Consider the following 22,490-nt stretch of genomic DNA (forward strand, 5'->3'; position numbering starts at 1 on the left):
GGGAACCGGCGCGGCGAAAAAACGGCTCCGCCGGTCCGGGGGTTCCGTCTCGTCGGGGGACTCCCGCGTTACGTGAAGTCCCTCATTCGCCCTCAGGCCAGTTTGTTTACGGATTGACCTTAACCGTAGTCGCTCGGGTTGGAGCCGGGAGGGCTTCGGGTTGAAGGGTCGTTGGCGTCTGTTCAGACATGAGGCAGGCCGGGTCGCAGGCCCGCCGCCCTGGCTCTATGTGCTGCTCTTCGCCCTGTCGCAGCTGATCGGCCACTGGAGCGTCGCGACCTACGGAACGGTCGCCGTCTGGTTGTCCAACGGCGTCATGGTCGCGGCCCTGCTTCAGCTGCACCGTCGCCCCGCGATGATGGTGCTCACCGCCTGTTTCGCGATCAACCTGCTCTCCAACACCTTCCGGGGCGATCCCGGCGTCTTCCTCTGGATCAATGCGGTCCTGAACCTGGGCGAAGCGGTGCTGGCCGCCCTGATCGCCCGCCGCTACTGCGGCGCCGCGCTGGACATGCGCCGCCCGTGTCGGCTGTTCCGCTTCATGGCCATCTCCGTCACCGCCGTGGCGGCCACCGCCATGGTCGGCTTCAGCCTGGCCTGGGCCCTGCGCCATCCGCCGCTGACGATCTGGCTGTTCAATCTGCAGTCCTTCCTGATCATGGAGGTGATGGGTCTGCTGCTGGTCACGCCGGTGCTGCTGCTGTTCGCCCGCGCCCATCGCTTCAAGGGCTTGGCCCGCGCCTCGGCGCCCGAGGCCGTCGTCCTGATCGCCGTGATGACCGTCGTCACCGCCGCCGTCTTCCTGCAGAACGACTACCCCCTGCTGTTCCTGACCCTGCTGCCCATGCTGCTGATCGGCCTGCGCCTGTCGCCGACCATGACGGCGACGGCCCTGATCATCACGTCGGCCATCAGCGGCGCCGCCACCCTGACCGGCTATGGACCCGTGCAGCTGGCCCACCTGCTGGACATTCCGGGGCTGGAAGCCGTTCCGGACCTGCTGCGCCGGCTGGGCATCTACAACCTCTACATGCTGGCCATGGTGGCGACCGTCCTGCCGCTGTCGACGGTGATGAGCGAGCGCCGCCGGCTGGAGGCGCGCCTGCGGGCCCGCACCCTGGTCGCCCAGGAGGCCCGCCGCCGGGCCGAGGACGCGGCCGCCGCCCGCTCGCGCTTCCTGGCCGTGATGAGCCATGAGATGCGCACGCCCCTGAACGGCGTCGCGGGCTTCGCCGACCTGCTGGCCGCCCGCCCCGGCCTGGACGCCGAGGCCCTGCGTCAGATCCGCCAGATCCGCGAGTCGAGCGATGGCCTGCTGATGCTGGTCGAGGACATTCTGGATTTCGCCCGCGGCGACGACGCCCTGTCGCCCGAGCCGCTCGACCTGGCCGCCGTGGCGCGCGAAGCCATGACGCCCAGCCGCGCCGCCGCCGACGCGCGCGGCCTCACGCTGACCGTCGATGACCGCCTGCCGATCCGGGCGCGGTTCGCCTGCGATCGCCGCGCCCTGCGCCAGGCCGTGCATCCGCTGATCGCCAACGCCGTGAAATTCACCGAGGCGGGCGAGGTCTCCGTGCGTCTCGACCGCGTGGCCGACGGCGTCGTCATCCGTGTCGCCGACACCGGCTGCGGCATCCCGCCTGAAGTCCTGCCGGACCTGTTCGAAGCCTTCGCCCAGGGTGACGCCTCGATCCGCCGCCGTCACTCCGGCGCCGGCCTGGGCCTGGCGCTCGCGGCGCGTCACGTGGGCCGCCTGGGCGGCCGCATCGACGTGGACAGCGTTCCCGGCGAGGGCGCGACCTTTACCCTGCACCTGCCGCTGGTCCGTCTGGCCGACGCGGAGCCCGAGCCGGCTCCGGTGGTCGAACTGCGCCCGGTCCCCGAGGTCGAAACCGAAGCGGCGATCGAGCGGGCGCCGCGCATCCTCGTCGTCGACGACCATCCCGTGAACCGCGAGATCGCCCGCATCATGCTGCAGGCCTTCGGTTGCGAGGTGATCGAGGTCTGCGACGGGGTCGAGGCGGTCGAGGCCGTTCAGGCCGAGGTCTTCGACCTGGTGCTGATGGATGTCCGCATGCCGCGCATGGACGGGCTGGAGGCCACCCGCCGCATCCGCGCCCTGCCGGGCGCCGCCGGACAGCTGGCCGTCGTCGCCATGACCGCCGACGCCATGCCCGAGGACGTGGTGCGCTGCCTCGCCGCCGGCATGAACGCCCACCTGGCCAAGCCGGTGAACCAGGCCGGACTGTTCGACGCCGTCAACCGCGCCCTCACCGGCGCCCTGCCGCAGGCCCGCGTCAGCCGGGCGGCCTGATCTATTCCGCCGGAAACCGTTCGGCCCAGAACGTCTGAAGTTCGGGCAGGGCGTCGACCCGTCTCACGACCTCGGCCATTCCCGGCGCGACCTCGGCGAACCGGCCGCGGCCCGGGGTCCAGCGGCTGGCGGTGGCGACATACAGGTCCAGCACCGTCAGCTCGTCGCCCAGCAGCCAGCGGCCGGGCGCAAGCTGGCTGTCCATCACGCCCCAGCAGTCCGCGATCCGTTCGGCGGTGCGGGTCCGGATCGTCGTCTGCGCCGACGGATCGTCGCCGCCCAACCGGGACGGGACATCCCGGACCCAGAACATCGAATAGATCGAGGCGGGGATGAAGCTCATCCAGCGCAGGAATTGCGCCCGGCGCGGGTCGCCGGGTTCGGGCGCCAGCACCGCCTCCGGGTGCTGCTCGGTCAGCCAGATCAGGATGGCCGCGCTCTCGGTGATCGTCTCCCCGTCGGGGGTGACCAGAGCCGGGATCTGCCGCATCGGATTGACCGGGGCGACCTTGTCGCGCTCCCGGTCGCCCTCCCAGGTGACCGCCTCGATCACCTTGTAGGGGGCGCCGATCAGGGTCAGGGCGGCCTCGACGGGCACCGAGCCCGAGCCGGCGGCGCCGTAGACGGTGTAGGTCATGACAGTCCTCCTTGGGTCGGAAACCTGCACCCGGCGGCGGGGCTCCGCACCCAAGTCCTTGGCCTGGCGGCATAAGTCCGGCTTGAGACTGTCCCCGGCTCCATCCCCAGAAGACTATGGCTCAGCTACTACATCTAGCGTCTGTGAAAAATGTGATCGCAAAATAGCCTTGTTTCGGCTTGGCGCCGGGGCCGCTCGCCCGCATGGTGAAAACCACTTCCACGGATTCGCCGTCAGAGCTCCCACGATGAACGCGCATGTCTCGCCCACCGGTCTGATCTCGCCGGGCCTGTTGACCCCTTCGGCCGCCTACAAGCCGTTCCGCTACCCGTGGGCGTTCGACATGTGGAAGAAGCAGCAGCAGGTCCACTGGATGCCTGAAGAGGTGCCGCTGGGCGAGGACATGAAGGACTGGGCGGTCAATCTGACCGACAGCGAGCGCAATCTGCTGACCCAGATCTTCCGCTTCTTCACCCAGGCCGACATCGAGGTGCAGGACAACTACATGGAAAAATACGGTCGGGTGTTCAAACCGACCGAGGTCAAGATGATGCTGGCGAGCTTCGCCAACATGGAGACCATCCACATCGCGGCCTACGCCCTGCTGCTCGAGACCATCGGCATGCCCGAGAGCGAGTTCGGCGCCTTCATGGAATACGAGGCCATGCGGGACAAGCACGACTACATGGGTCAGTTCGGGGTCGAGACGAACGCCGACATCGCCCGCACCCTGGCCATGTTCGGCGGCTTCGCCGAGGGGCTGCAGCTGTTCGCCTCGTTCGCGATGCTGATGAACTTCCCGCGCCAGAACAAGATGAAGGGCATGGGCCAGATCGTCAGCTGGTCGGTGCGCGACGAGAGCCTGCACTGCGAAGGCATCATCAAGCTGTACCACGCCTTCAACAAGGAGACGGGCGCGGTCACCCCCCAGGTCGCCGCCGACATCGTCGAGTGCTGCCGCACCGTGGTCGAGATGGAAGACAAATTCATCGACCTGGCCTTCGAGATGGGCCCGGTGAACGGCATGGTCGCCGACGACATCAAGCAGTACATCCGCTTCATCGCCGACTGGCGCCTGCGTCAGCTGCACCTGCCCGAGCTGTTCGGCGTCAAGGAAAACCCGCTGCCCTGGCTGCAGTCGCTGCTGTCGGGCGTCGAGCACGCCAACTTCTTCGAAGCCCGCGCCACCGAATACTCCAAGGCCGCGACCAAGGGCTCGTGGCACGGCGCCGAAGGCGTCTGGGGCTCGTTCGACGCCCTGATGAAGAAGCGTCAGGAAGAGACGGAGGCCTGAGCCTCCGTCTAGCGGCTCGCCGCCGCCGTCACTCCCCGGTGACGGCTTCCGGCAGTTCGGTGCTGCACGAATAGGCGGCGCAGTATTCGGTCCGCATCCGGGCGGCCATGCGCTCGTTGGCGGCGAAGAACTCGGGGCTCTGGGCCTCCATCTGGTGCAGCGTCGGGAACATCACGTAGCCGGTCGGCTTGGCCAGCTCGCGCCGGTCCGCCGGCAGCAGGGTCTGCACCACGGCCAGCGGCATGACCGCCCGCCGGGCGGCGCCGTCGGCGGCGTAGGCCCGGTCGACCATCCCGCCCACGGCGGTCATCCGATCCAGATCGACGCTGCGGCTGGCCCGATACTGGGCCGACCGGTTCTCGGCCTCGCCCATGTAGGACAGGCTGCGGCGGACCACGGCCACGTCGGCGTCGCGCACCGGCTCGCCGGCGTAGGGGCCGGGCGCCGGCGGCGGGGTGAAGCTGATGACGAAGGTGATGGGCGCGGGCGCCGGACGGCCGTCATAGGTCTGGGGCAGGACCGTGTATTTCGACAGCAGGCGCGGCACGCCGGCCTCGAAATTCAGCCCTTCCGGCGCGACGGCGACCTGGCGGCAGCGCTGCAGCGTGCCCGAGATCGAATATTCGCAGCGCATCTTCACCTTGCCCGGAATGCGCGCCATGCGGGCGAAGGCGGGATAGGCCTCGGCCAGTTCGTCGGCCGACGGCCGGGCGGTGAATTTCGCCGGGACGATCTCGGGCCCCTTCTCGCATGCGGTCAGGCTCACGACGACCGCCAGCGCGGCCAGTCCCGGAAGCGTCCGGTTCAGCATGGATGTCCCCCTTGAGCCGGCGCCGTCCCCTCCGGCGGCGCGGTCCGGTTCCTTATCGCGTCGATATCGCCGCTCTGGCAAGCCGGACATGGCGCCGAACGTGACCCCCGCCGGGGCGGCGGCTGCGCTAGAAAGGCGATCATGACCGCACCCAACGTCGCCCTCGTCGGCTTCGGCTACGCCGGACGGACCTTCCACGCCCCCCTGATCGCCGCCTGCCCGGGTCTGCGCCTCCACACCATCGTGACCAGCCGGCCGGCCGAGGTCGCGGCGGCCTGGCCCGGCGCCCGCGCCGTCCCGGCCTTCGAGACCGTGCTGGCCGATCCGGAGATCGCCTTGGTCGTCCTCGCCACGCCCAACGCCCTTCACGCGCCGCAGGCCCGGGCCGCGCTGGAGGCGGGCAAGGCGGTGGTCGTCGACAAGCCCTTCGCCCTGTCGCCGGCCGAGGCGCGCGCGGTGGCTGATCTGGCCCGGGCGAAGGGGCTGTTCCTGTCGGTCTTCCACAACCGTCGCTGGGACGCCGACTTCCTGTCGCTGCAGCAGCAGATCGCCTCGGGCGTTCTTGGGGCCGTCCGCACCTTCGAGAGCCATTTCGACCGCTTCTGGCCTGAGGTCCGCGACCGCTGGCGCGAGCGGGACGGCCCCGGCGGCGGCGTCTGGAACGACCTGGGTCCCCATCTGATCGATCAGGCCCTGGTCCTGTTCGGCCGCCCGCTGGGCGTCTCCTGCGACCTGGCCGTGCTGCGCGAGGGCGGTCAGGCCGTGGACTGGGCCCACGCCGTGCTGCGCTATGCGGACAAGCGGGTGATCCTGCACGCCGACATGACCACCCCGGCGCCCGACCTCCGCTTCGCCGTCCACGGCGCGAAGGCGAGCTGGCTCAAGTCCGGCCTCGACGTGCAGGAGGACCAGCTGAAGGCGGGCCTGCCCGTCGGCGGGCCCGGCTGGGGCGTTGATCCCCGTCCCGCCATGGTCGTCGACGGCGCCACGGGCGCGCGGGCGCCGGCGCCCTGTCCGCCCGGCGACTATCCCGCCTACTACGCCGCCGTCGCCGCCGCCCTGACCGGCCAGGGACCGAACCCCGTCCCGCCCGAGCAGGCGCTGGCCGTCATGGAGGTGCTGGAGGCGGGGATCGAGAGCGACCGGCTCAGGGCCGAGGTTGCGCTCGCCTAGGGGCGGACGGAATCGGCGGGCGGGGCGGACAGGACCGGGCACTCGAACTGGGTGCAGTACAGGGCCCTCAGGCGATCCATTTGCGCCCGGCTGACTGCTTCGGACTGATCGCTCGCGCTGGCGATGGCCTCGTCGGAGGGAGTCGTCGGAGGCGGGCCTCCGGCAGCCATGACGGCCAGCTGGGCGGGTGACAACAGACGGGCCATCGTGAGGACGGTCGCTGTCTTGTCGCGTTCGAGGAACTCCTCGTGGGCCTGCACCAGCATCGCGCGCACCTTGTCGACCCGATCCGCATCGACGTCGATGTGCTCCAGCGAGTCGAGGAAGTCGGCCCGGATCGCCGGCGCCAGACGGTCGGCGATGACCCGGGCCGCGGCAAGATGCGCGGTGTCGGGTTCGGGGCCTGTCCAGGGCGCGATGGGATCATACGGCCGCGTCCGGAAGCGGATGGGGAATTGGACGGTCGACTTGGTGTCCTGGCCGTCGACCACCCGCGGGTTCACGCGGTACAGCGACGACAGCGACAGACCCGCGCGATCAAAGCCCAGACCTCGCGGCTTGACGTCCACGACCTCGCAACGGTCCAGCCCGCCGCTGGCCAGAGCCGTGCAGCGTAATGTCACCTCGCCCTCCTGGCCGATCGCAGTGGCGAACTCCGGATAGGCCGCGCTCAGCTCTTCTCCGCTGGGAACTGAGGCCCAGGTCGGATCGGTGACCGTCGCGGGGCGCGGCGGCGCGGGCGGCGGCGTCTGGGCGCTCGCCGTTCCCGTCATCAGCATCAGACCGGCCGGCAGGGCCGCCATCCACGTCGCACGCATTCCTTCCCCCTCAGGTCCCCGGCTGGATATAGGGGATTCGGCCGAAGAAGCGCCGCTCGTCACCGCGCGGATCGTTCTCCATCCGCGAGGCCCGGTCCAGCACCATCGTCTCGCGGCGTTCCAGCGAATAGGGCGTCCAGCGCGGCAGGCCGGGATGGTTGGGGTCGCCGGTGCGGGCGAAGGTCAGCAGGGCGTCGGCCATCCGGTCGGCCATCGCCTGTCCCTCCGGCCCGGAAGCGCCAGAGCCTTCGGCCTCGACATTGTCCAGCATCAGCGGGATGTCGGAGGTGTGCCAGGCTCCCGTGCGGCCGTTGCTCCGGCGGCTGGGGAAGTCCAGCTGGTAGACATACGCCGGCGCCCCCTGCGCGGCCCGCGCCTCGGCCTCGATCACCGCCGCGCGCCACGACCGCGCCGCCGTCGTGGCCCGGATCAGCACGTCGTCGGGGCTCAGCTCGGGATGTTCGGCGCGGTACCAGGCGACGACCTCCTCGGGCGCCACGTCGATGCGCATCTGCGACGGCGTCAGCCTGGCGGGCAGGCTTTCCCACGTCAGCCCGGCGTTGGCCGGATCGTCGCCGAGGAAGGCCAGGGTCTCCTCGCGGCAGTTGCCGATCATCATCGGAATTGACGCCGACTGCGCCGGGGCGTCGGGCCAGAACGGGTGCCGCGTCAGGCTGCGCCCATCCAGCACCGGCCCGAAATAGAGGGAGCCGCCGAGGATGGGGTCGGTCGCGCCCGCCGCCTCGATCAGCCGCTCGACCGGCAGGGTGCGCACCTCTTCGATCCGGTCAGGCGTCAGCCCCAGCGCCTCCAGCCAGACCTGCCCGCGCCGGGTGGCGTTCAGCGGCCCGGACGCCGTCACCTGCTGACCGCTCATGGTCACGGCGCGGTGAAACAGGCCCGCCGCCGCGGGCATGGCCATCAGGGTGGCGATCTTGGCCCCGCCGCCGGACTGGCCCACCAGGGTGACGCAGCCCGGGTCGCCGCCGAAGGCCGCGATATTGTCCCGCACCCACTCCAGAGCCAGCACGAGATCAAGCTGGCCCAGATTGCCGCTGTCCTCGAACCCCGGCGCGATCCGCGCCAGAGGCGCGTAGCCGAACGGACCCAGCCGGTGGTTGACCGTGACCACGACCACGTCGCCCCGGGCCGCCAGCCGCGCCCCGTTGGTCAGCGGACTGGAGCCTGAACCGGTCGAATAGGCCCCGCCATGGATATAGACGATCACCGGCCTCGCTCCGGCGTCGGCGGCGGGCGTCCAGACGTTCAGACGCAGGCAGTCCTCGGACTGGAAGGGCTCGGCGCCGCGCTGGGGCGAAGCCGGACCGTAGCGGGCGACGACCAGATCGCCTTGCCAGGGGACGGCGGGACGGGGCGGCTTGAACCGCTCGGCCTGCCCGTAGGCAACGCCCTTGGCCGACAGGACGGCGCCGTCGCGGACCAGCCGCATCGCGCCTGCGCGCGTACGCACGCGCGGGCCGGGAGTCTGCGCCACCGCCGGTCCCGCGATCAGCACGACCCCCGCCGCCAGCCCCAGTCCTTGCCCCAGTCCCCGACGGGTCAGATCCCCGCGTACCACTCGTACCCCCGGTCTTCCCAATAGCCGCCCTTGCCCCGGCCGAGGTGGGCGAAGCTCTCCACCACCTCGATGCGGCGGATGTATTTGGCGTGCTTGTAGCCCAGCTGCCGTTCGACCCTGAGCCGCAGCGGCGCCCCGTGCGGCACGGGCAGGGTCTCGCCGTTCATCAGGTAGGCCAGGATGGTCTGCGGATGTCGGGCGTCGATCAGGTCGATGCTCTCGTAATAGCGCTCGCCGTCCTCGCGTTGATCCAGCGCGTCGAAACAGTGGAAGACCACATAGCGGGCCTCGGGCTTCAGCCCGGCCTCGTCCAGCAGGGTTTCCAGCCGCACGCCCGTCCATTCGGCGATGGAGGTCCAGCCCTCGACGCAGTCATGCTTGGTGATCTGGGTCTGGGCGGGCCGCCGCTTCAACTCCGCCAGCCCCAGCGACAGCGGCCGTTCCACCAGCCCGTCGATGACCAGCCGGTAGTCGCTGAAGCCGTTCGCCTTCAGCGCCAGATAGTCCGACGCCGCCGGATCGACCGAGCCGTTGGGCCGGAAGTCAGGCGAGATCTCGGCCTTGCTGTAGGTCGGCGCCAGGGCGTCCCGGGGCACCACCAGCCGCTGCGCCCGTCGGGTCAGCCCCTCGGCCATCCGCCGCGCCTGATCCGTCACGGCGTAGACGGCGCGGTCGCAGGCCGACAGGGCGGCGGCCCCGGCGGTCGCCAGCGCTCCGATGAGCCATCGGCGGCGGTTCATTCCCTGTCTCCGGCGCTGGGCTCGATCCGGAACCAGCCCGTGACCATCGCCCGCATGTTGTTGGCCAACCCGGTCCAGATCACCAGCCCGACGTGGACCAGGATGAAGCCGACGATCAGCCCGGCGGAGATGAAATGCAGCGTCCGCGCCGACTGCCGTCCGCCCATGATCTCCAGCAGCACCCCGCCGATGGCGTTGAAGCCCGGCGACATGGACAGGCCGGTGATCAGCATCATCGGCAGGACGATCAGGACCATCGCCAGATAGGTCAGCTTCTGGATCACATTATAGACCCGCGCCCGGTCGTCCTTCGGGAAGTCGAATTTCGCATGCTCGATCACCGAATGCGGCAGGTCGCGGATATCCGCCTTCGTCGGCCACAGCCGGCGGGCGAACCGGCGCGAGAGGAAGCCCCAGGCCAGATAGACCAGGCCGTTGGTCACGAAGATCCAGGCGAACAGGAAATGCCAGCTGCGCGCCGTGGCCAGGTCCCGCACCGACGGCAGCATCAGCCATCCGGGCGGCGCCGGCGGGCTGAACCATGGATCCGCGAAGGTCGAGCGCAGGCCCCAGTACAGGTGCGGATGCGCCTGCAGGATGTTCAGCCCCGTCATCAGCAGCACCACCACCGCGACGACGTTCAGCCAGTGGGTGATCCTGACCCACGCCGGATGTCGGAACGTCTCGACCCGCCCATCCGCCAGCAGGCGGTCGGCGTACGGATCAGGCGGCGGGGCCGGGGTCTCGGTCATGTGGGCCGGACGGTGTCACGCCCCAGCGGCGTGTTCAATCGGTTCAGTACCGAGGCGCGACCGGCGCGGCGGGCGTGATGCACTGGCGGCGACTGGCGCGGCAGGCGGCGACTTCGGCCTCCCAGGCGGCGCGGTCTCGCTCCCACTGGGCCTGGGCCGCGTTGGCGGCGGCCACGTCGGCCTCCCACTGGACGCGGGCGGTGCTGGAACGGGCGCTGTCCGCCTCCCAGCGCTGGGTCTCGCTGTCGAAGCGGGCCTGATCGGCGGCCTCGGCCTGTTCGGCGGCGGCGTTGCGGGCCGCGATGCTCTCGTTCAGCTTGGCGGTGGCTGAAATCTCGGCCGGATCCTGAGCGGACTCCGGGGCCGAGTGATAGGTCTCGCCGCGCAGGCGCAGCCACTCGTCCGAGCCGGGCGCCGGCGCGGCCGCCTGCGGTTCCGCGACCGGCTTTGCGGTCTGGGCTGCGGTCTGGGCCACGGCGGGGGCGGCTGCCATCGTCAGGGCGGTAATACAGGTCAGGACGATACGGATCATGTCAGGTCTCCTGAAGCGGGACGTCGCGGACAAGCTGGACCGTTTCGAGGCGCTCCGCGAGCGATAACGCCGGTCACGCGATTTGGCTCAGTTCGGCAGGCGCAGTTCGAACGTCGTGCCCGACGGCCCAGTCTCGACCAGGGTCAGGGTTCCGCCGTTGTTGACCGCCAGCTCGCGCGAGATGGTCAGGCCCAGCCCGCTTCCGCCGGACGCCTTGCCGCTGACGAAGGCCTCGAACAGCTTCTCCGACAGGCGCGGCGGGATGCCCGGCCCATCGTCGCTGACCAGGATCACGCAGTCGCCGTCGGCGGTCGAGCCGCTCACCCGCACCGTGCCGCGCTTGTCCGTCCGCGTGGCGTCGCCCTCGATGGCCTGCCGGGCGTTGCGCATCAGATTGACCAGGATGCGGTACAGCTGGTCGGGATCGGCGTGGACGTTGAACCGCGGGGGCAGGCTCTTCACCAGCCGCACTCCGTCCGGGGACAGCCCCGCATCCTCGGCGGCGAGCGTCAGGGCGGCGGCCAGCGGCGCGCGCACCTTCTGCGGCTCCGGCTCTTCGCTGCGCCCATATTCCAGCACGTTGCGCGACAGGGCAGCGGCGCGGCTCAGCGCCCGTTCCAGCCGCGGCAGGGCCTTGGCCACCGCCGGGTCCGGCGAGTCCGCCAGCCGCTCGGACGCCATCTGGGCCGAGGTCAGCATGTTGCGCAGGTCATGATTGATCTTGGCCACCGCCTCGCCCAGGGCGACCAGTCGGGCGCGCGAGCGCAGGGAGTGGCGCACTTCTTCCTGCATGCGGGCCAGTTCGCGCTCGACCCGACCGATCTCGTCCTGCCGGTCGCTGGGCGGATCGCCCTCGCTCTCGGGGTCCTCGGCGAAATGCTCGATCGAGCGGGTGACCCGCCGCAGCGGCTGCAGCACCAGGAAGGCCAGGCCGGCGTACAGCAGGGCGCCCGCCACCAGGGAGACGAACAGCGAGGTGATCAGGCTGTTCAGCAGGAAGGTCTTCAGCTCCACCTTCAGCGGCTGGGCCGGGGCCAGGATCTCGATGAAGTCGCCCGAGCGGTAGCGCGGCCGCGCCTGCACCCGGATCGAGCGGTCGGGGTGGCCGAACAGGGTCTGCCACGGGTCGATCAGCCGCGCGACGGGCCGTTGCCTGCGCAGGTCGATCAGGTCCGGCGTGCGGGGCAGGTTGGGGGCCTGCAGCAGCAGCCGCCGCACGCCCTGATCGCCGACCACCACGGCCTGCACCCCGCCGATGGCCAGCAGCTGTTCGGCCGTGTCGTCCTCGACCGCCGAATAGGGCAGGGCCTCGACGCCCACGGACGCCAGCTCCGCCGACTGCAGCCGGTCCAGCAGCCAGCGCTCGTGGAAGCTGGCGGCGCTCGGCGCGATGATCAGCACCTCGACCGAGGCGGCGAAGACGAAGGTCAGCAGCAGCAGCCGCCACGCCAGCGCGTCCGGCGCGTGGAATTTAACGTGCTCGCGCCAGTCGGCGGGAACACGCAATCCCTTGCGGACATCGCTCAGAAGGGCGCGCAGGCGCGTCATGCTCCCCCTAACGCAAGGCTTGGCTGAAGGGCTGCTTGTCTCACGTCGCGGCCTTCCGGCCCAGAGCCGCCTGCAGCCCCTTCATCGCGAACGGCAGCACCACCGCCAGCACGAAGACCCCGGTCATGGGCGCCCAGAACTGGCCGAACAGGGCCTGGAAGTCCGGGTTGGGGTCGGTGGCCAGCAGGCTGTTCAGCCGGGCGCCGATCCAGCAGTAGATAATGTGCGCCGGCAGCAGGCCGATCACGGTGGCGATGGTGTAGGGCGTCAGCCGCACCGCCATGACGCCCGCGGCGATGTTGATCATGTGGAACGGCACCACCACCGCCAGCCGGCTGGCCAGCACGTACCAGAACGTATCCTTGTCGATGGCCGCGCAGACCTTCTGCATCAGCCCCTGGTCGCGCTCGGCCTTCTCCCGAAGACTGCGGCCCAGCGCCGTGCGCGCCACGCCATAGACGATCAGGGCGCCCACCGTGGCCGCGATGGAGGTCGACACCCCGCCCACCCACGGCCCGAACAGATAGCCCGCGGTGATGGTGACGAAGAAGACGCCGGGCACCACGCTGGCGGTCAGAATGGCGAACACGGCCATCAGGGCCAGCAGGCTCAGGATGTAGTTGTCGGCGGTGAAGGCCCGGAATTCGGCCCCGTGGTCTCGGATGGTATCCAGGGACAGGTAGCGATTCCAGCCCATGCCGAAGATCAGGGCGATGACGGCTCCGAGCACGATCAGGGGCAGGAAGCGCTTCAGGCGGGCCATATTCTCTCCGTACAGGGGCGGCTGGAGGGACGCTACGGCGTTGACTCCGGCGGATCGTCCCCTTATACGCCCGCCCTTCCTGCGGCGGACGCGTTCCGTCGTATCTCAGTCACTTAATCCCAGGAGCCGACCGTGAAGCGGACCTATCAGCCGTCGCGACTCGTGCGCAAGCGCCGTCACGGCTTCCGTTCGCGGATGGCCACCAAGAACGGTCAGAAGATCGTTCAGCGCCGCCGCGCCAAGGGCCGCAAGCGCCTGACGGCTTAAGTCGTCGGCGCTCGCGCGGGCGCATGACCGATGACCTCAAAATCCATCGCCTGACGTCGCGGCCCCAGTTTCTGGCGGCCGCGAAAGGCGTTTCAGAGGCCCGCGGCGCCGTGGTCGTGCAGCGCCTCGACCGCGCCGACGGAAACGCGGCCGTCGGCCTCGGCTTCACCGCCACCCGCAAGATCGGCGGGGCCGTGGTCCGCAACCGCGCCAAACGCCGTCTGCGTGAAGCCGCCCGCGCGCTTGCGCCGCAGTTTGGCGTGGCCGGAAGCGACTATGTCTTCATCGCCCGCATGGGGACGGCCGACCGCCCCTGGGACCGTTTGCTTGACGATGTGAAATCGGCGCTTACAAGGCTGGCGACCCCGCGGTCGGCGCCTCAACCCGCGCCCTCGACGCCCGCGCCCGCCGGCCAGGATTCCTGATCTCCATGCCCCCTCAGTCCAATAGCCGTAACACGATCATCTTCTTCGTGGTCGCGGCGCTCCTGTTCGCCGCCTACGTCATGCTGGTCGTGCCCGCTCAGACGGCTCAGCGCCGCCAGGCGCAGCAGGCCGCCGCCGAGAAGGTCGGCGACGCTCCGGCCGCTGGCGGAGCCGCCGGCACGGCGTCGCCCCCGCCCGCGACCTTCGTCGCCGATCGCACGGCCGCGCTCGGCGCCGGCCCCCGCGTCCGCATCCAGACGCCGACCCTGACCGGCTCGCTGTCGCTGACCGGCTCGCGCATCGACGATCTGTTCCTGACCAAATACCGCGAGACGATCGACAAGGACTCGCCGCCGGTGGAGCTGTTCCGCCCGCAAGGCATGCGCCACGCCTTCTTCGCGGAATTCGCCTGGGGCGGCCCGAACATCCCCGGCGGGGTGCCGACGGCCGCGACCGCCTGGCAACTGACCGAGGGCTCGGTCCTGACGCCGACGACCCCGATCAAGCTGGTGTGGGACAACGGTCAAGGCCTGCGCTTCACCCGCCAGATCACCGTGGACGAACAGTATCTGTTCACCGTCACTGACACGGTCTCCAACTTCAGCCCGCGTCCGGTGACCTTGAACGCCGTCTCCGGCATTCAGCGTCAGGGCATCCCCGACGACCTGGGCAAGAACCAGGTCCTGCACGAGGGCGCCATCGGCACCTTCGGAACCGACGGTTCGTACACCACCACCCAGCTCAAGTACGGCGCCTGGGCCAAGAAGCCGAACCAGGAGCACAGCTCCACCGGCGGCTGGATGGGCATCACCGACAAATACTGGCTGGCGGCGCTGATCCCGAGCCAGGACGAGAAGATCGAGGGCGCCTTCCGTGTCGTCGATTCGGCCCATGCCGACATCCACCAGGCCAACATGGTCGGCGAAGCGCGGACCATCCAACCGAACGCCACGATCACCGAGACGACCCGCCTGTTCGCCGGCGCCAAGCGCAACGAGATCCTGGCCGGCTACGAGAAGAGCCTCGATCTGCCGCGCTTCATCTACGCGATCGACTGGGGCTTCCTGTTCTTCCTGACGCGGCCGATCTTCCTGCTGGTCGAGTTCTTCTACGGACTGGTCGGCAACTTCGGGATCGCCATCCTGCTGCTGACCCTGACCGTGCGCCTGATCATGTTCCCGCTCGCCAACAAGAGCTACGAGAGCATGTCCAAGATGCGGAACCTCCAGCCCAAGATGGAGGAGATCAAGAAGAAGCACCCTGACGACGCGCAGAAGCAGCAGCAGGAGCTGATGGCCCTGTACCAGAAGGAGAAGATCAATCCTCTGGCCGGCTGCCTTCCGCTGCTGCTCCAGATCCCGGTCTTCTACGCCGTCTATAAGATGCTGTTCGTGACCATCGAGATGCGGCACGCGCCCTTCTTCGGCTGGCTGCGCGACCTGTCGGCGCCGGATCACACCACCATCTGGAACCTGTTCGGCCTGATCCCCTGGGATCCGTCGACGGCGCCCCTGATCGGCAATCTGCTGGTCAGCCATCCGGGCGGCGGCTTCAGCCTGGGCCTCAGCGTGCTGGCCATCGTCTACGGCGCGACCATGTGGCTGCAGATGGCCATGAGTCCGCCCGCGCCGGATCCCATGCAGCGCAAGATCTTCCAGTTCATGCCGGTGGTGTTCACCTTCATCATGGCCAACTTCCCGGCCGGCCTGCTGATCTACTGGGCCTGGTCCAACGTGCTGACCATCTTCCAGCAGTACATCATCATGCACCGCTTCAAGGCCGAGAACCCGATCGACACCTTCCTGGCCCGGTTCCAGAAGGCGAAGGTCTAGTTGGACGCTTTCACCCCAGAGGAACTGGAACAGGCGCGCATCCTCTTCGCGCGTCCGGCGACCTTCGTCATGGGCTGCGCCAAGATCGAGCAACTGCCCGATCCCGACCTGCCCGAGATCGCCTTCGCGGGTCGGTCGAACGTGGGCAAGTCCAGCCTGATCAACGGCCTGGTCGGCATGCACAAGCTGGCCCGGGCGTCGAACGAGCCGGGGCGCACGCGCGAGGTCAATTTCTTCGACCTCGACGGCAAGATGCGCCTGGTCGACCTGCCCGGCTACGGCTGGGCCAAGGCGTCCAAGTCGACGGTCAAGAAGTTCCAGGACCTGGGCCGCGACTACCTGCGCGGCCGGGTGACCCTGAAGCGGGTCTATCTGCTGATCGACGCCCGCCACGGGCTGAAGTCGGTGGACACCGAGGCGCTGGACGCCCTCGACCTCGCCGCCGTCAGCTACCAGATCGTCCTGACCAAGGCCGACAAGCTGAAGAAGGGCGAGGCCGAGAAGGTCCAGGCTGAGACCCTCAAGGCCATCGCCAAACGCCCCGCCGCCTTCCCGGCGGTCATCGTCACCTCGGCGGAAAAGGGCGACGGCATGCCCGAACTGCGCGCCGAGATCATGCGCACCACGGGCGTCGAGCTCTAAACGGCTTGCGCCTGTTCGCGCCCGGTGATCGGGTGCGTCCATGCAGACCCGCCACATCCAGACCGACGGCCTGACCCAGCAGATCCTCGAGGCCGGCTCCGGCCCGCTGGTCCTGCTGATCCACGGCTTCCCCGAACTCGGGATCAGCTGGCGCGCCCAGGTGCAGGCCCTGGCCGGGGCCGGCTATCACGCGGTCGCCCCCGACATGCGCGGCTATGGCGGGACCGACAAACCCGCCGAGCGCGAGGCCTATTCCATCCTCCATCTGGTCGGCGACATGGTCGATCTGGTCCGGGCGCTGGGCCATCAGGCCTGCACCGTCGTCGGGCACGACTGGGGCGCGCCGGTGGCCTGGCACTGCGCCCTGATGCGGCCCGACGTCTTCACCGCCGTCGCCGCCCTGTCCGTGCCGCTGCAGCCGCGCCGGGCCAAGGGGCCGCCCACCGTCGCCATGGCCGCCATCACCAAGCGCGCGGGCCTGGGCGAGCTCTACATCAACCAGTTTCAGGCCCCGGACGCCCACGCCGTCTTCGAGACCGACGTGGCGGCGGGCCTGCGCAAGGGCTTCTGGGCCTATGACGGCGCCACCCCGCCGGAGCTGCAGTCGACCGGCTTCATCCAGCCCGGCGAAAACTTCATCTCCACCGTCCCCGAGGACGCCCCCCTGCCGCCGTGGATGAGCCCGGAGCATTTCGCGGAATACGTCGCGGCCTTCTCGGCGGGCGGCTTCCGCGCCCCGCTGGACTGGTATCGATGCATCGACCTGAACTGGTCGCTGACGGCCTTCCTGCAGGAGGCGCGGGTCCGCGTCCCGGGCGCCTTCATGGTCGGCGACCGCGACCCTGTCCGTCATTATTCGGGCCAGCACGAGGCGGGACTGAAGGACATCGTCCCCGACCTGCGCTCGCAGGTCGTCGTCCCCGGCGCCGGCCACTGGATCCAGCAGGAACGGCCCGAGGCGGTGAACGCCTGGCTGATCGATTTCCTGAAGGGGCTCTAGAGCCCGCCGATCGCCTCGGCCGTCACCTCGAGGCTGTGCAGCCGGGCGTCCAGATCGTGGATCATGCCGGTGACCATCACCTCGTCCACCTTGGTCAGGGCGATGAACTCGGCCAGCTTGGTCCGCACGGTCTCCACCCCGCCGACGGCGGCGTAGGTCAGGCGGCTCTCGACCGCCGCGATCTGACGGGCGTCCAGCACCGTGGTGATGTCGTCCACCGCCGGCTTCAGCTTGCCGGGCTTGCCGGTGACCACCGCGGCGAAGGCCTGCTGCATCGAGGTCGAGACGCGCTGCGCCTCCGCGTCGCTGTCGGCGGCGAAGACGTTGATGGCGGCCATCGCATAGGGCGCGGCCAGTTGCTTCGACGGCCGGAACCCGGCGCGATAGGTCTCCAGCGCCTGGAGCAGAAGCTCGGGCGCGAAATGGCTGGCGAAGGCGAAGGGCAGGCCCAGGTGGGCGGCCAGTTCGGCGCTGAACAGGCTGGAGCCCAGCAGCCAGACCGGCACCTTGGATCCCGCCCCCGGCCAGGCGGTGACCCGCTGACCCTCGACCGGATCGCCCAGGAAGTTTTGCAGCTCCATCACGTCGCGCGGGAACTGGTCGGCGGCCTCGAAATAGCGGCGCAGCGCCCGGGCGGTCTCGCCGTCGGTGCCGGGCGCGCGGCCCAGCCCCAGGTCGATCCGGTCCGGATAGAGGGCGGCGAGGGTCCCGAACTGTTCGGCGACCACCAGCGGCGCATGGTTGGGCAGCATGATCCCGCCCGATCCGACGCGGATGGTTTGGGTCTGGCTCGCCACGAAGCCCAGCGCCACGGCCGTGGCCGCGCTGGCGATGCCGGGCATGTTGTGGTGTTCCGCCAGCCAGAAACGCTTGAACCCCGTCCTTTCGGCGGTTCGGGCCAGTTCGGCGGTTTCCAGCAGGGCGCGGCGGGCGTCTCCGCCCTCCACGATGGGCGACAGGTCGAGCACGGAGAAAGCGGTCATGGCCGACAGATCGGGTCCCGCCGTCGGCTTTCAAGACCCGGGGCGGTTACGGATTGCGATCATCGCCATTCCAAGCGTCGCGCCTTGGCGACCGGCGGCCCGCCGCCTAGGTTCGGCCCACGGAGGACTCCATGACCATTCTCGCGCTGACCCTCGCCGCCGCCGTGTCCATCGCCGGGGCCCAGACCCCCGCCGGAGAGCTGGCGGGCCGCTGGGAAGGCCGCGTGAACGTCGGCGGCCAAAGCCTGCGCGTGGTGCTCAACGTCGACGCCGTCGGCGGGGCGACGATCGACAGCCCGGACCAGGGCGTCAACGGCCTGCCGGTCAGCGGCCTGTCGGTGCAGGGCGGGGTGGTCCGCTTCGCCGTGCCCGCCGCGGGTGGAAGTTTCGAAGGCACGCTGACCGACGCCGGCCGGACCGTGAACGGCGTGCTGAGCCAGGGCGGGGCCAGCCTGCCGCTGGTCCTGACCCGGGTGATGGAGCTGGCGCCGTCCGCGCCGCCGCCGCCGGTGATCACGCCCGCCGCCGCGCCGTCACGGCCGCAGACGCCGGTCCCGCCCTTCCCCTATCGCAGTCAGGACGTGGTCATCGCGACCCCGACCCCGGGCGTGCAGCTGGCCGGGACCCTGACCCTGCCGGAGGGCGCCGGCCCTTTTCCCGCGGTCCTGCTGATCACCGGTTCGGGCCAGCAGGACCGCGATGAGACCGTCTTCGGCCACAAGCCCTTCCTGGTCCTCGCCGACGCCCTGACCCGGCGCGGCGTCGCCGTGCTGCGCGTCGATGACCGGGGTGTGGGCGGCTCGACCGGTCCGGTCGCGGAGGCCACCAGCGCCGACTTCGCCGTCGACGCCGAGGCCTCGGTGGCCTTCCTGGAGGCGCGCGCCGACATCGCGCACGACCGCATCGGTCTGATCGGCCACAGCGAGGGCGGGACCATCGCGCCGCTGGTCGCCGGGGCCGATCCGGACGTGGCCTTCCTCGTCATGATCGCCGGGCCGGCGGTGTCCGGCGGCGACCTGCTGGTCGAACAGTCGCGCGCCATCCAGCAGGCTTCGGGCCTGCCGCCCGCGACGGTCGAGGCCAATGTCGCCCTGCAGGCCCGGATCATGGCGGCCGTCGCGGCCAACGCCGGATCGGCGCGGGATGTCGCGGCGGCGGTCGATCCCATCTTCGCCGAAGCCGGCCTGCCCGAGGCCCAGCGCCAGGCCGCCGCCGCCCAGGTCAGCGCCCCGTGGACCCGTTGGTTCGTCGCCCACGACCCCCGGCCGGCGCTGGCGGCGCTGCATATCCCCGTGCTGGCCCTCTACGGCGGCAAGGACGCCCAGGTCCCGGCCGAACAGAACGCGACGGCCCTGCGCGCGATCCTGCCCTCGGCCGAGATCGTGGTCCTGCCGAACCTGAACCATCTGATGCAGCCGGCCGTGACCGGGCTGCCGGCGGAGTACGCCGGCATCGCCACCACCCTCGACCCCCAGGCCCTGAAGACCATCGTCGACTGGGTGGCGGCGCGATAAACGCCGCGCCCTGGATGGCGGATCAGACGGGGTGGGTCGGTTCCGGCTTCGTCGGCGCGGGCTCCGGCGTCGACGGCGTGTCGGGCAGGGGGATGAACTCCAGGTCGTCCTCGGCGGGCAGGGCCATCCGTCCGGCCTTCCAGTCTTCCTTGGCCTGGTCGATCCGGGCCTGGGTGGACGAGACAAAATTCCACCAGATCACACGCGGCCCGACCGGCTCGCCGCCCAGCACCATGACGGTCGAGGGGCGGATCGCCTTGACCGTGGGCTCGGCCGTGGGCTCCAGCACGATCATCTGGCCTTCGTGGAAGACCCGGTCGCCGACCTCGATCTCGCCCTTGGCGACATACAGGGCGCGCTCGGAATAGCCGCCGGCTCCCGTGCCCGGCGGCGGCGCGGTGCGCACCCCCTCGGCCAGCTCCCAGTGGACGTAGAACAGCGGCGACGAGATCGGCGCGGCGGCCTTGGCGCCGTAGGCCTCGCCGGCCACCAGTCGCGCGAACAGGCCGCCGTTCTCATAGGCGGGCTGGCCGTCCTCCCCCAGGTGGTGGAAGGCCGGAGCCGTCTCCTCATGCTCGGTCGGCAGGGCGATCCAGGCCTGCATCCCGTGCATGGGACCGCCCTGGCTCTTCTTCAGCGGATCGGTGCGTTCGGAGTGGACGATGCCGCTGCCCGCGGTCATCCAGTTGACCTCGCCGGGCCGGATCGCCTGCGTCACGCCGGTGTTGTCCCGGTGCATGATCTCGCCCTCGAACAGATAGGTCAGGGTCGACAGGCCGATGTGCGGGTGCGGCCGCACATTGATCGCCTCGGCCCCCGGCGCGAACTCGGCCGGCCCCATCTGGTCCAGGAAGATGAACGGGCCGACCATGCGGCGCGAATGGAACGGCAGCACGCGTCCGACCTCGAACCCGCCCAGGTCCTTGCGCCGCGCGTCGATCACCATCTCGATCATGTCAGTCTTCCCCGTCCGGCCCTGTCGAGCCGAACGGCACTATCCGACGTGCGGGGTCACGATGCCAAGAGGCAGGGTGGTCACATTCTTCACGCCGCGCGTGACGATGTGGCTCTCGCAGTCCGACACGATGGCCAGGCTCAGCAGCTTCTCGCGCAGGAATTTGTCGAAGGCGTGCATGTCGGAGGTGATGATCCGCAGCACATAGTCCTCGCGGCCGGTGATGGTGGCGCACTGCACCACCTCGGGCCAATGGGTCACGGCGGCCTCGAACAGGTCCAGGTTCTCGCGCGACGGCAGGCTCAGCTTGACGATGGCGTAGACCTCGAAGTCCAGGCCCAGCTTCTCGGCGTCCAGCAGGGTCACCCGCTTGCGGATGAAGCCCGTATCCTCCAGCCTCTTGATCCGGCGCCAGCACGGCGAGGCCGACAAACCGACCCGGTCGGCGACCTCGGCGACCGACAGGCCGGCGTCCTGTTGCAGGATGTCAAGAATCCGGGCGTCGACGGGATCCAGCTCTTCGGCCAAGGCGTTTCTCCACTTGTTATTATGACGCAATAAAATACCCCTGATCGGCATAGTGCAAGGTCGAAATCGAGCGAGCCTTGGCACGGGCCTCGTGCTAGATCGAGGCTTGAGGAAAACGCGGTCGGATCAACCGGACAGCAGGACGGAATGAAGAAGCCCAATACCCCCCAATTGTCCCTGCGCGTGCCCGAGCCTTCGGGCCGTCCGGGCGACGCCCCTGACTTCAGCCATCTGCGCTTCGACCCCGCCGGCGCGGTCGACCGCCCGGACGTGGCGACCACCCCGTACGAGATGCGCGACCACGCCTTCAAGCTGGTCCGTGTCCTGGACGACGACGGCAAGGCCGTCGGTCCGTGGGATCCGAAGCTGGACCCGGAGACCCTGCGCAAGGGTCTGAAGGCCATGATCCTGACCCGCGCCTTCGACGACCGGATGCACCGCGCCCACCGTCAGGGCAAGACCAGCTTCTACATGAAGTGCACGGGTGAAGAGGCCATCGCGGTCGCTCAGGGCATGATCCTGGGCCGCGAGGACATGGGCTTCCCGACCTACCGCCAGCAGGGCCTTCTGATCGCGCGCGGCTATCCGCTGGTCGAGATGATGAACCAGATCTATTCGAACGCCGCCGACCCCATCAAGGGCCGCCAGCTGCCGATCATGTACTCGTCCAAGGAGTACGGCTTCTTCACGATCTCGGGCAATCTGGGCACCCAGGTGCCGCAGGCCGTCGGCTGGGCCATGGCCAGCGCCTACAAGGGCGATGACAAGATCGCCATCAGCTGGATCGGCGACGGCGCCACGGCCGAAGGCGACTTCCACAACGCCCTGACCTTCGCCGCCGTCTACCGCGCCCCGGTGATCCTGAACGTCGTCAACAACCAGTGGGCCATCTCGTCCTTCATGGGCATCGCCGGCGGGCTGGAGACGACCTTCGCCTCCAAGGCCATCGGCTACGGCCTCCCGGCCCTGCGCGTGGACGGCAACGACTTTCTCGCCGTCTGGGCCGCGACCAAGTGGGCCGAAGAGCGCGCGCGCACCAACCAGGGCGCGACGGTCATCGAGCTGTTCACCTACCGCGGCGCGCCGCACTCCACCTCGGACGACCCCAGCCGCTATCGCCCGGGCGACGAGCACGAGAAATGGCCGCTGGGCGATCCGGTCGAGCGCCTGAAGCAGCACCTGATCGCGCTCGGCGAATGGTCCGACGACCAGCAGGCCGAGGCCGAGAAGGACGCGGTCGAACAGGTCCGCGCCGCCGGCAAGGAGTCCGAGGCCATCGGCACGCTCGGCCAGTCGCGCCCCAGCGTGAAGACCATGTTCGAGGAGGTCTATGCGACCGAGGACTGGCGCCTGATCGAGCAGCGCCGCGAGGTGGGAGTCTGA

22 protein-coding genes are annotated in these 22,490 nt (G+C 69.7%); 10 read left to right on the forward strand and 12 right to left on the reverse strand.

Translation table 11 applies throughout. The features are described 5' to 3' along the window. Window positions 1-160: 160 nt before the first annotated feature. On the forward strand, window positions 161-2,314 hold the full coding sequence (locus tag AC3WRV_RS03745) for a response regulator (protein WP_492312188.1): 2,154 nt from the start codon (window positions 161-163) through the stop codon (window positions 2,312-2,314). Between the two features lies 1 nt (window position 2,315). Here the strand turns inward: AC3WRV_RS03745 and AC3WRV_RS03750 are convergent, their stop codons facing one another. Beyond that, window positions 2,316-2,951 carry a glutathione S-transferase family protein gene (locus AC3WRV_RS03750; RefSeq protein WP_492312189.1) on the reverse strand — a complete coding sequence of 212 codons (636 nt, stop codon included), beginning with the start codon at window positions 2,949-2,951 and terminating at the stop codon, window positions 2,316-2,318. 247 nt (window positions 2,952-3,198) lie between these two features. On the opposite strand from AC3WRV_RS03750, the gene AC3WRV_RS03755 reads away from it, so the two are divergent. Next, window positions 3,199-4,245 carry a ribonucleotide-diphosphate reductase subunit beta gene (locus AC3WRV_RS03755; protein WP_492312190.1) on the forward strand — a complete coding sequence of 349 codons (1,047 nt, stop codon included), beginning with the start codon at window positions 3,199-3,201 and terminating at the stop codon, window positions 4,243-4,245. Between the two features lie 28 nt (window positions 4,246-4,273). On the opposite strand, the gene AC3WRV_RS03760 is transcribed toward AC3WRV_RS03755, so the two are convergent. After that, window positions 4,274-5,056: an energy transducer TonB gene (locus tag AC3WRV_RS03760; RefSeq protein WP_291838093.1), complete on the reverse strand. Its 783-nt coding sequence runs from the start codon at window positions 5,054-5,056 to the stop codon at window positions 4,274-4,276. A 141-nt stretch (window positions 5,057-5,197) separates the two neighbouring features. Here AC3WRV_RS03760 and AC3WRV_RS03765 point away from each other — a divergent pair, with 141 nt between their 5' ends. Next, a complete protein-coding gene (locus tag AC3WRV_RS03765) occupies window positions 5,198-6,229 on the forward strand; it encodes an oxidoreductase (RefSeq protein ID WP_492312191.1) in 1,032 nt (343 codons plus the stop codon). Here the strand turns inward: AC3WRV_RS03765 and AC3WRV_RS03770 are convergent. The 7 genes from AC3WRV_RS03770 to AC3WRV_RS03800 all read right to left on the reverse strand — a co-directional run bounded on the left by AC3WRV_RS03770 (window position 6,226) and on the right by AC3WRV_RS03800 (window position 12,961). Continuing rightward, a complete protein-coding gene (locus AC3WRV_RS03770) occupies window positions 6,226-7,047 on the reverse strand; it encodes a TonB family protein (protein WP_492312192.1) in 822 nt (273 codons plus the stop codon). The two genes, AC3WRV_RS03765 and AC3WRV_RS03770, sit on opposite strands and share 4 nt — an antisense overlap. A 10-nt stretch (window positions 7,048-7,057) precedes the next feature. After that, window positions 7,058-8,497 (reverse strand): carboxylesterase/lipase family protein, encoded by a 1,440-nt coding sequence (locus AC3WRV_RS03775; RefSeq protein ID WP_492312718.1) that lies wholly within the window; start codon window positions 8,495-8,497, stop codon window positions 7,058-7,060. A gap of 110 nt (window positions 8,498-8,607) precedes the next feature. Beyond that, window positions 8,608-9,366, reverse strand: a complete 759-nt coding sequence (locus AC3WRV_RS03780) for a molybdopterin-dependent oxidoreductase (protein ID WP_492312193.1) — start codon at window positions 9,364-9,366, stop codon at window positions 8,608-8,610. Beyond that, window positions 9,363-10,118, reverse strand: a complete 756-nt coding sequence (locus AC3WRV_RS03785) for a cytochrome b/b6 domain-containing protein (protein WP_492312194.1) — start codon at window positions 10,116-10,118, stop codon at window positions 9,363-9,365. The genes AC3WRV_RS03780 and AC3WRV_RS03785 overlap by 4 nt, the downstream gene beginning before the upstream one ends. A gap of 43 nt (window positions 10,119-10,161) precedes the next feature. Continuing rightward, a complete protein-coding gene (locus AC3WRV_RS03790; protein ID WP_492312195.1) occupies window positions 10,162-10,650 on the reverse strand; it encodes a cell wall hydrolase in 489 nt (162 codons plus the stop codon). An 87-nt stretch (window positions 10,651-10,737) separates the two neighbouring features. Beyond that, on the reverse strand, window positions 10,738-12,198 hold the full coding sequence (locus AC3WRV_RS03795; protein ID WP_492312196.1) for a sensor histidine kinase: 1,461 nt from the start codon (window positions 12,196-12,198) through the stop codon (window positions 10,738-10,740). 40 nt (window positions 12,199-12,238) lie between these two features. Continuing rightward, window positions 12,239-12,961 (reverse strand): TVP38/TMEM64 family protein, encoded by a 723-nt coding sequence (locus AC3WRV_RS03800; RefSeq protein ID WP_492312197.1) that lies wholly within the window; start codon window positions 12,959-12,961, stop codon window positions 12,239-12,241. Window positions 12,962-13,093: 132 nt separating this feature from the next. Between AC3WRV_RS03800 and rpmH the strand changes: the two genes are divergently transcribed. The 5 genes from rpmH to AC3WRV_RS03825 are packed head-to-tail and all read left to right on the forward strand — an operon-like array spanning window position 13,094 to window position 17,127. Next, window positions 13,094-13,228, forward strand: a complete 135-nt coding sequence (gene rpmH, locus AC3WRV_RS03805; RefSeq protein ID WP_123288089.1) for a 50S ribosomal protein L34 — start codon at window positions 13,094-13,096, stop codon at window positions 13,226-13,228. Between the two features lie 23 nt (window positions 13,229-13,251). After that, window positions 13,252-13,653 (forward strand): ribonuclease P protein component, encoded by a 402-nt coding sequence (gene rnpA / locus AC3WRV_RS03810; RefSeq protein WP_492312198.1) that lies wholly within the window; start codon window positions 13,252-13,254, stop codon window positions 13,651-13,653. A gap of 5 nt (window positions 13,654-13,658) precedes the next feature. Continuing rightward, the gene (gene yidC, locus AC3WRV_RS03815; RefSeq protein WP_492312199.1) at window positions 13,659-15,485 is read left to right on the forward strand and encodes a membrane protein insertase YidC; all 1,827 of its coding nucleotides are present in this window, start codon (window positions 13,659-13,661) and stop codon (window positions 15,483-15,485) included. Next, the gene (gene yihA, locus AC3WRV_RS03820; protein WP_291840783.1) at window positions 15,486-16,127 is read left to right on the forward strand and encodes a ribosome biogenesis GTP-binding protein YihA/YsxC; all 642 of its coding nucleotides are present in this window, start codon (window positions 15,486-15,488) and stop codon (window positions 16,125-16,127) included. Window positions 16,128-16,167: 40 nt separating this feature from the next. Then, on the forward strand, window positions 16,168-17,127 hold the full coding sequence (locus AC3WRV_RS03825) for an alpha/beta fold hydrolase (RefSeq protein WP_492312200.1): 960 nt from the start codon (window positions 16,168-16,170) through the stop codon (window positions 17,125-17,127). Here AC3WRV_RS03825 and AC3WRV_RS03830 read toward each other — a convergent pair. After that, window positions 17,124-18,110, reverse strand: a complete 987-nt coding sequence (locus AC3WRV_RS03830) for an LLM class flavin-dependent oxidoreductase (RefSeq protein ID WP_492312201.1) — start codon at window positions 18,108-18,110, stop codon at window positions 17,124-17,126. The two genes, AC3WRV_RS03825 and AC3WRV_RS03830, sit on opposite strands and share 4 nt — an antisense overlap. Window positions 18,111-18,241: 131 nt before the next feature. Between AC3WRV_RS03830 and AC3WRV_RS03835 the strand changes: the two genes are divergently transcribed. Beyond that, on the forward strand, window positions 18,242-19,624 hold the full coding sequence (locus tag AC3WRV_RS03835) for an alpha/beta hydrolase family protein (protein WP_492312202.1): 1,383 nt from the start codon (window positions 18,242-18,244) through the stop codon (window positions 19,622-19,624). A gap of 22 nt (window positions 19,625-19,646) precedes the next feature. On the opposite strand, the gene AC3WRV_RS03840 is transcribed toward AC3WRV_RS03835, so the two are convergent. Next, window positions 19,647-20,579 carry a pirin family protein gene (locus AC3WRV_RS03840; protein WP_291839546.1) on the reverse strand — a complete coding sequence of 311 codons (933 nt, stop codon included), beginning with the start codon at window positions 20,577-20,579 and terminating at the stop codon, window positions 19,647-19,649. A gap of 39 nt (window positions 20,580-20,618) precedes the next feature. Next, window positions 20,619-21,107 (reverse strand): Lrp/AsnC family transcriptional regulator, encoded by a 489-nt coding sequence (locus AC3WRV_RS03845; protein WP_291839544.1) that lies wholly within the window; start codon window positions 21,105-21,107, stop codon window positions 20,619-20,621. Window positions 21,108-21,254: 147 nt separating this feature from the next. Here AC3WRV_RS03845 and AC3WRV_RS03850 point away from each other — a divergent pair, with 147 nt between their 5' ends. After that, window positions 21,255-22,490, forward strand: a complete 1,236-nt coding sequence (locus tag AC3WRV_RS03850) for a 3-methyl-2-oxobutanoate dehydrogenase (2-methylpropanoyl-transferring) subunit alpha (RefSeq protein WP_492312203.1) — start codon at window positions 21,255-21,257, stop codon at window positions 22,488-22,490.

This window comes from Brevundimonas sp. EU05-FHT14B11 (assembly GCF_058790835.1).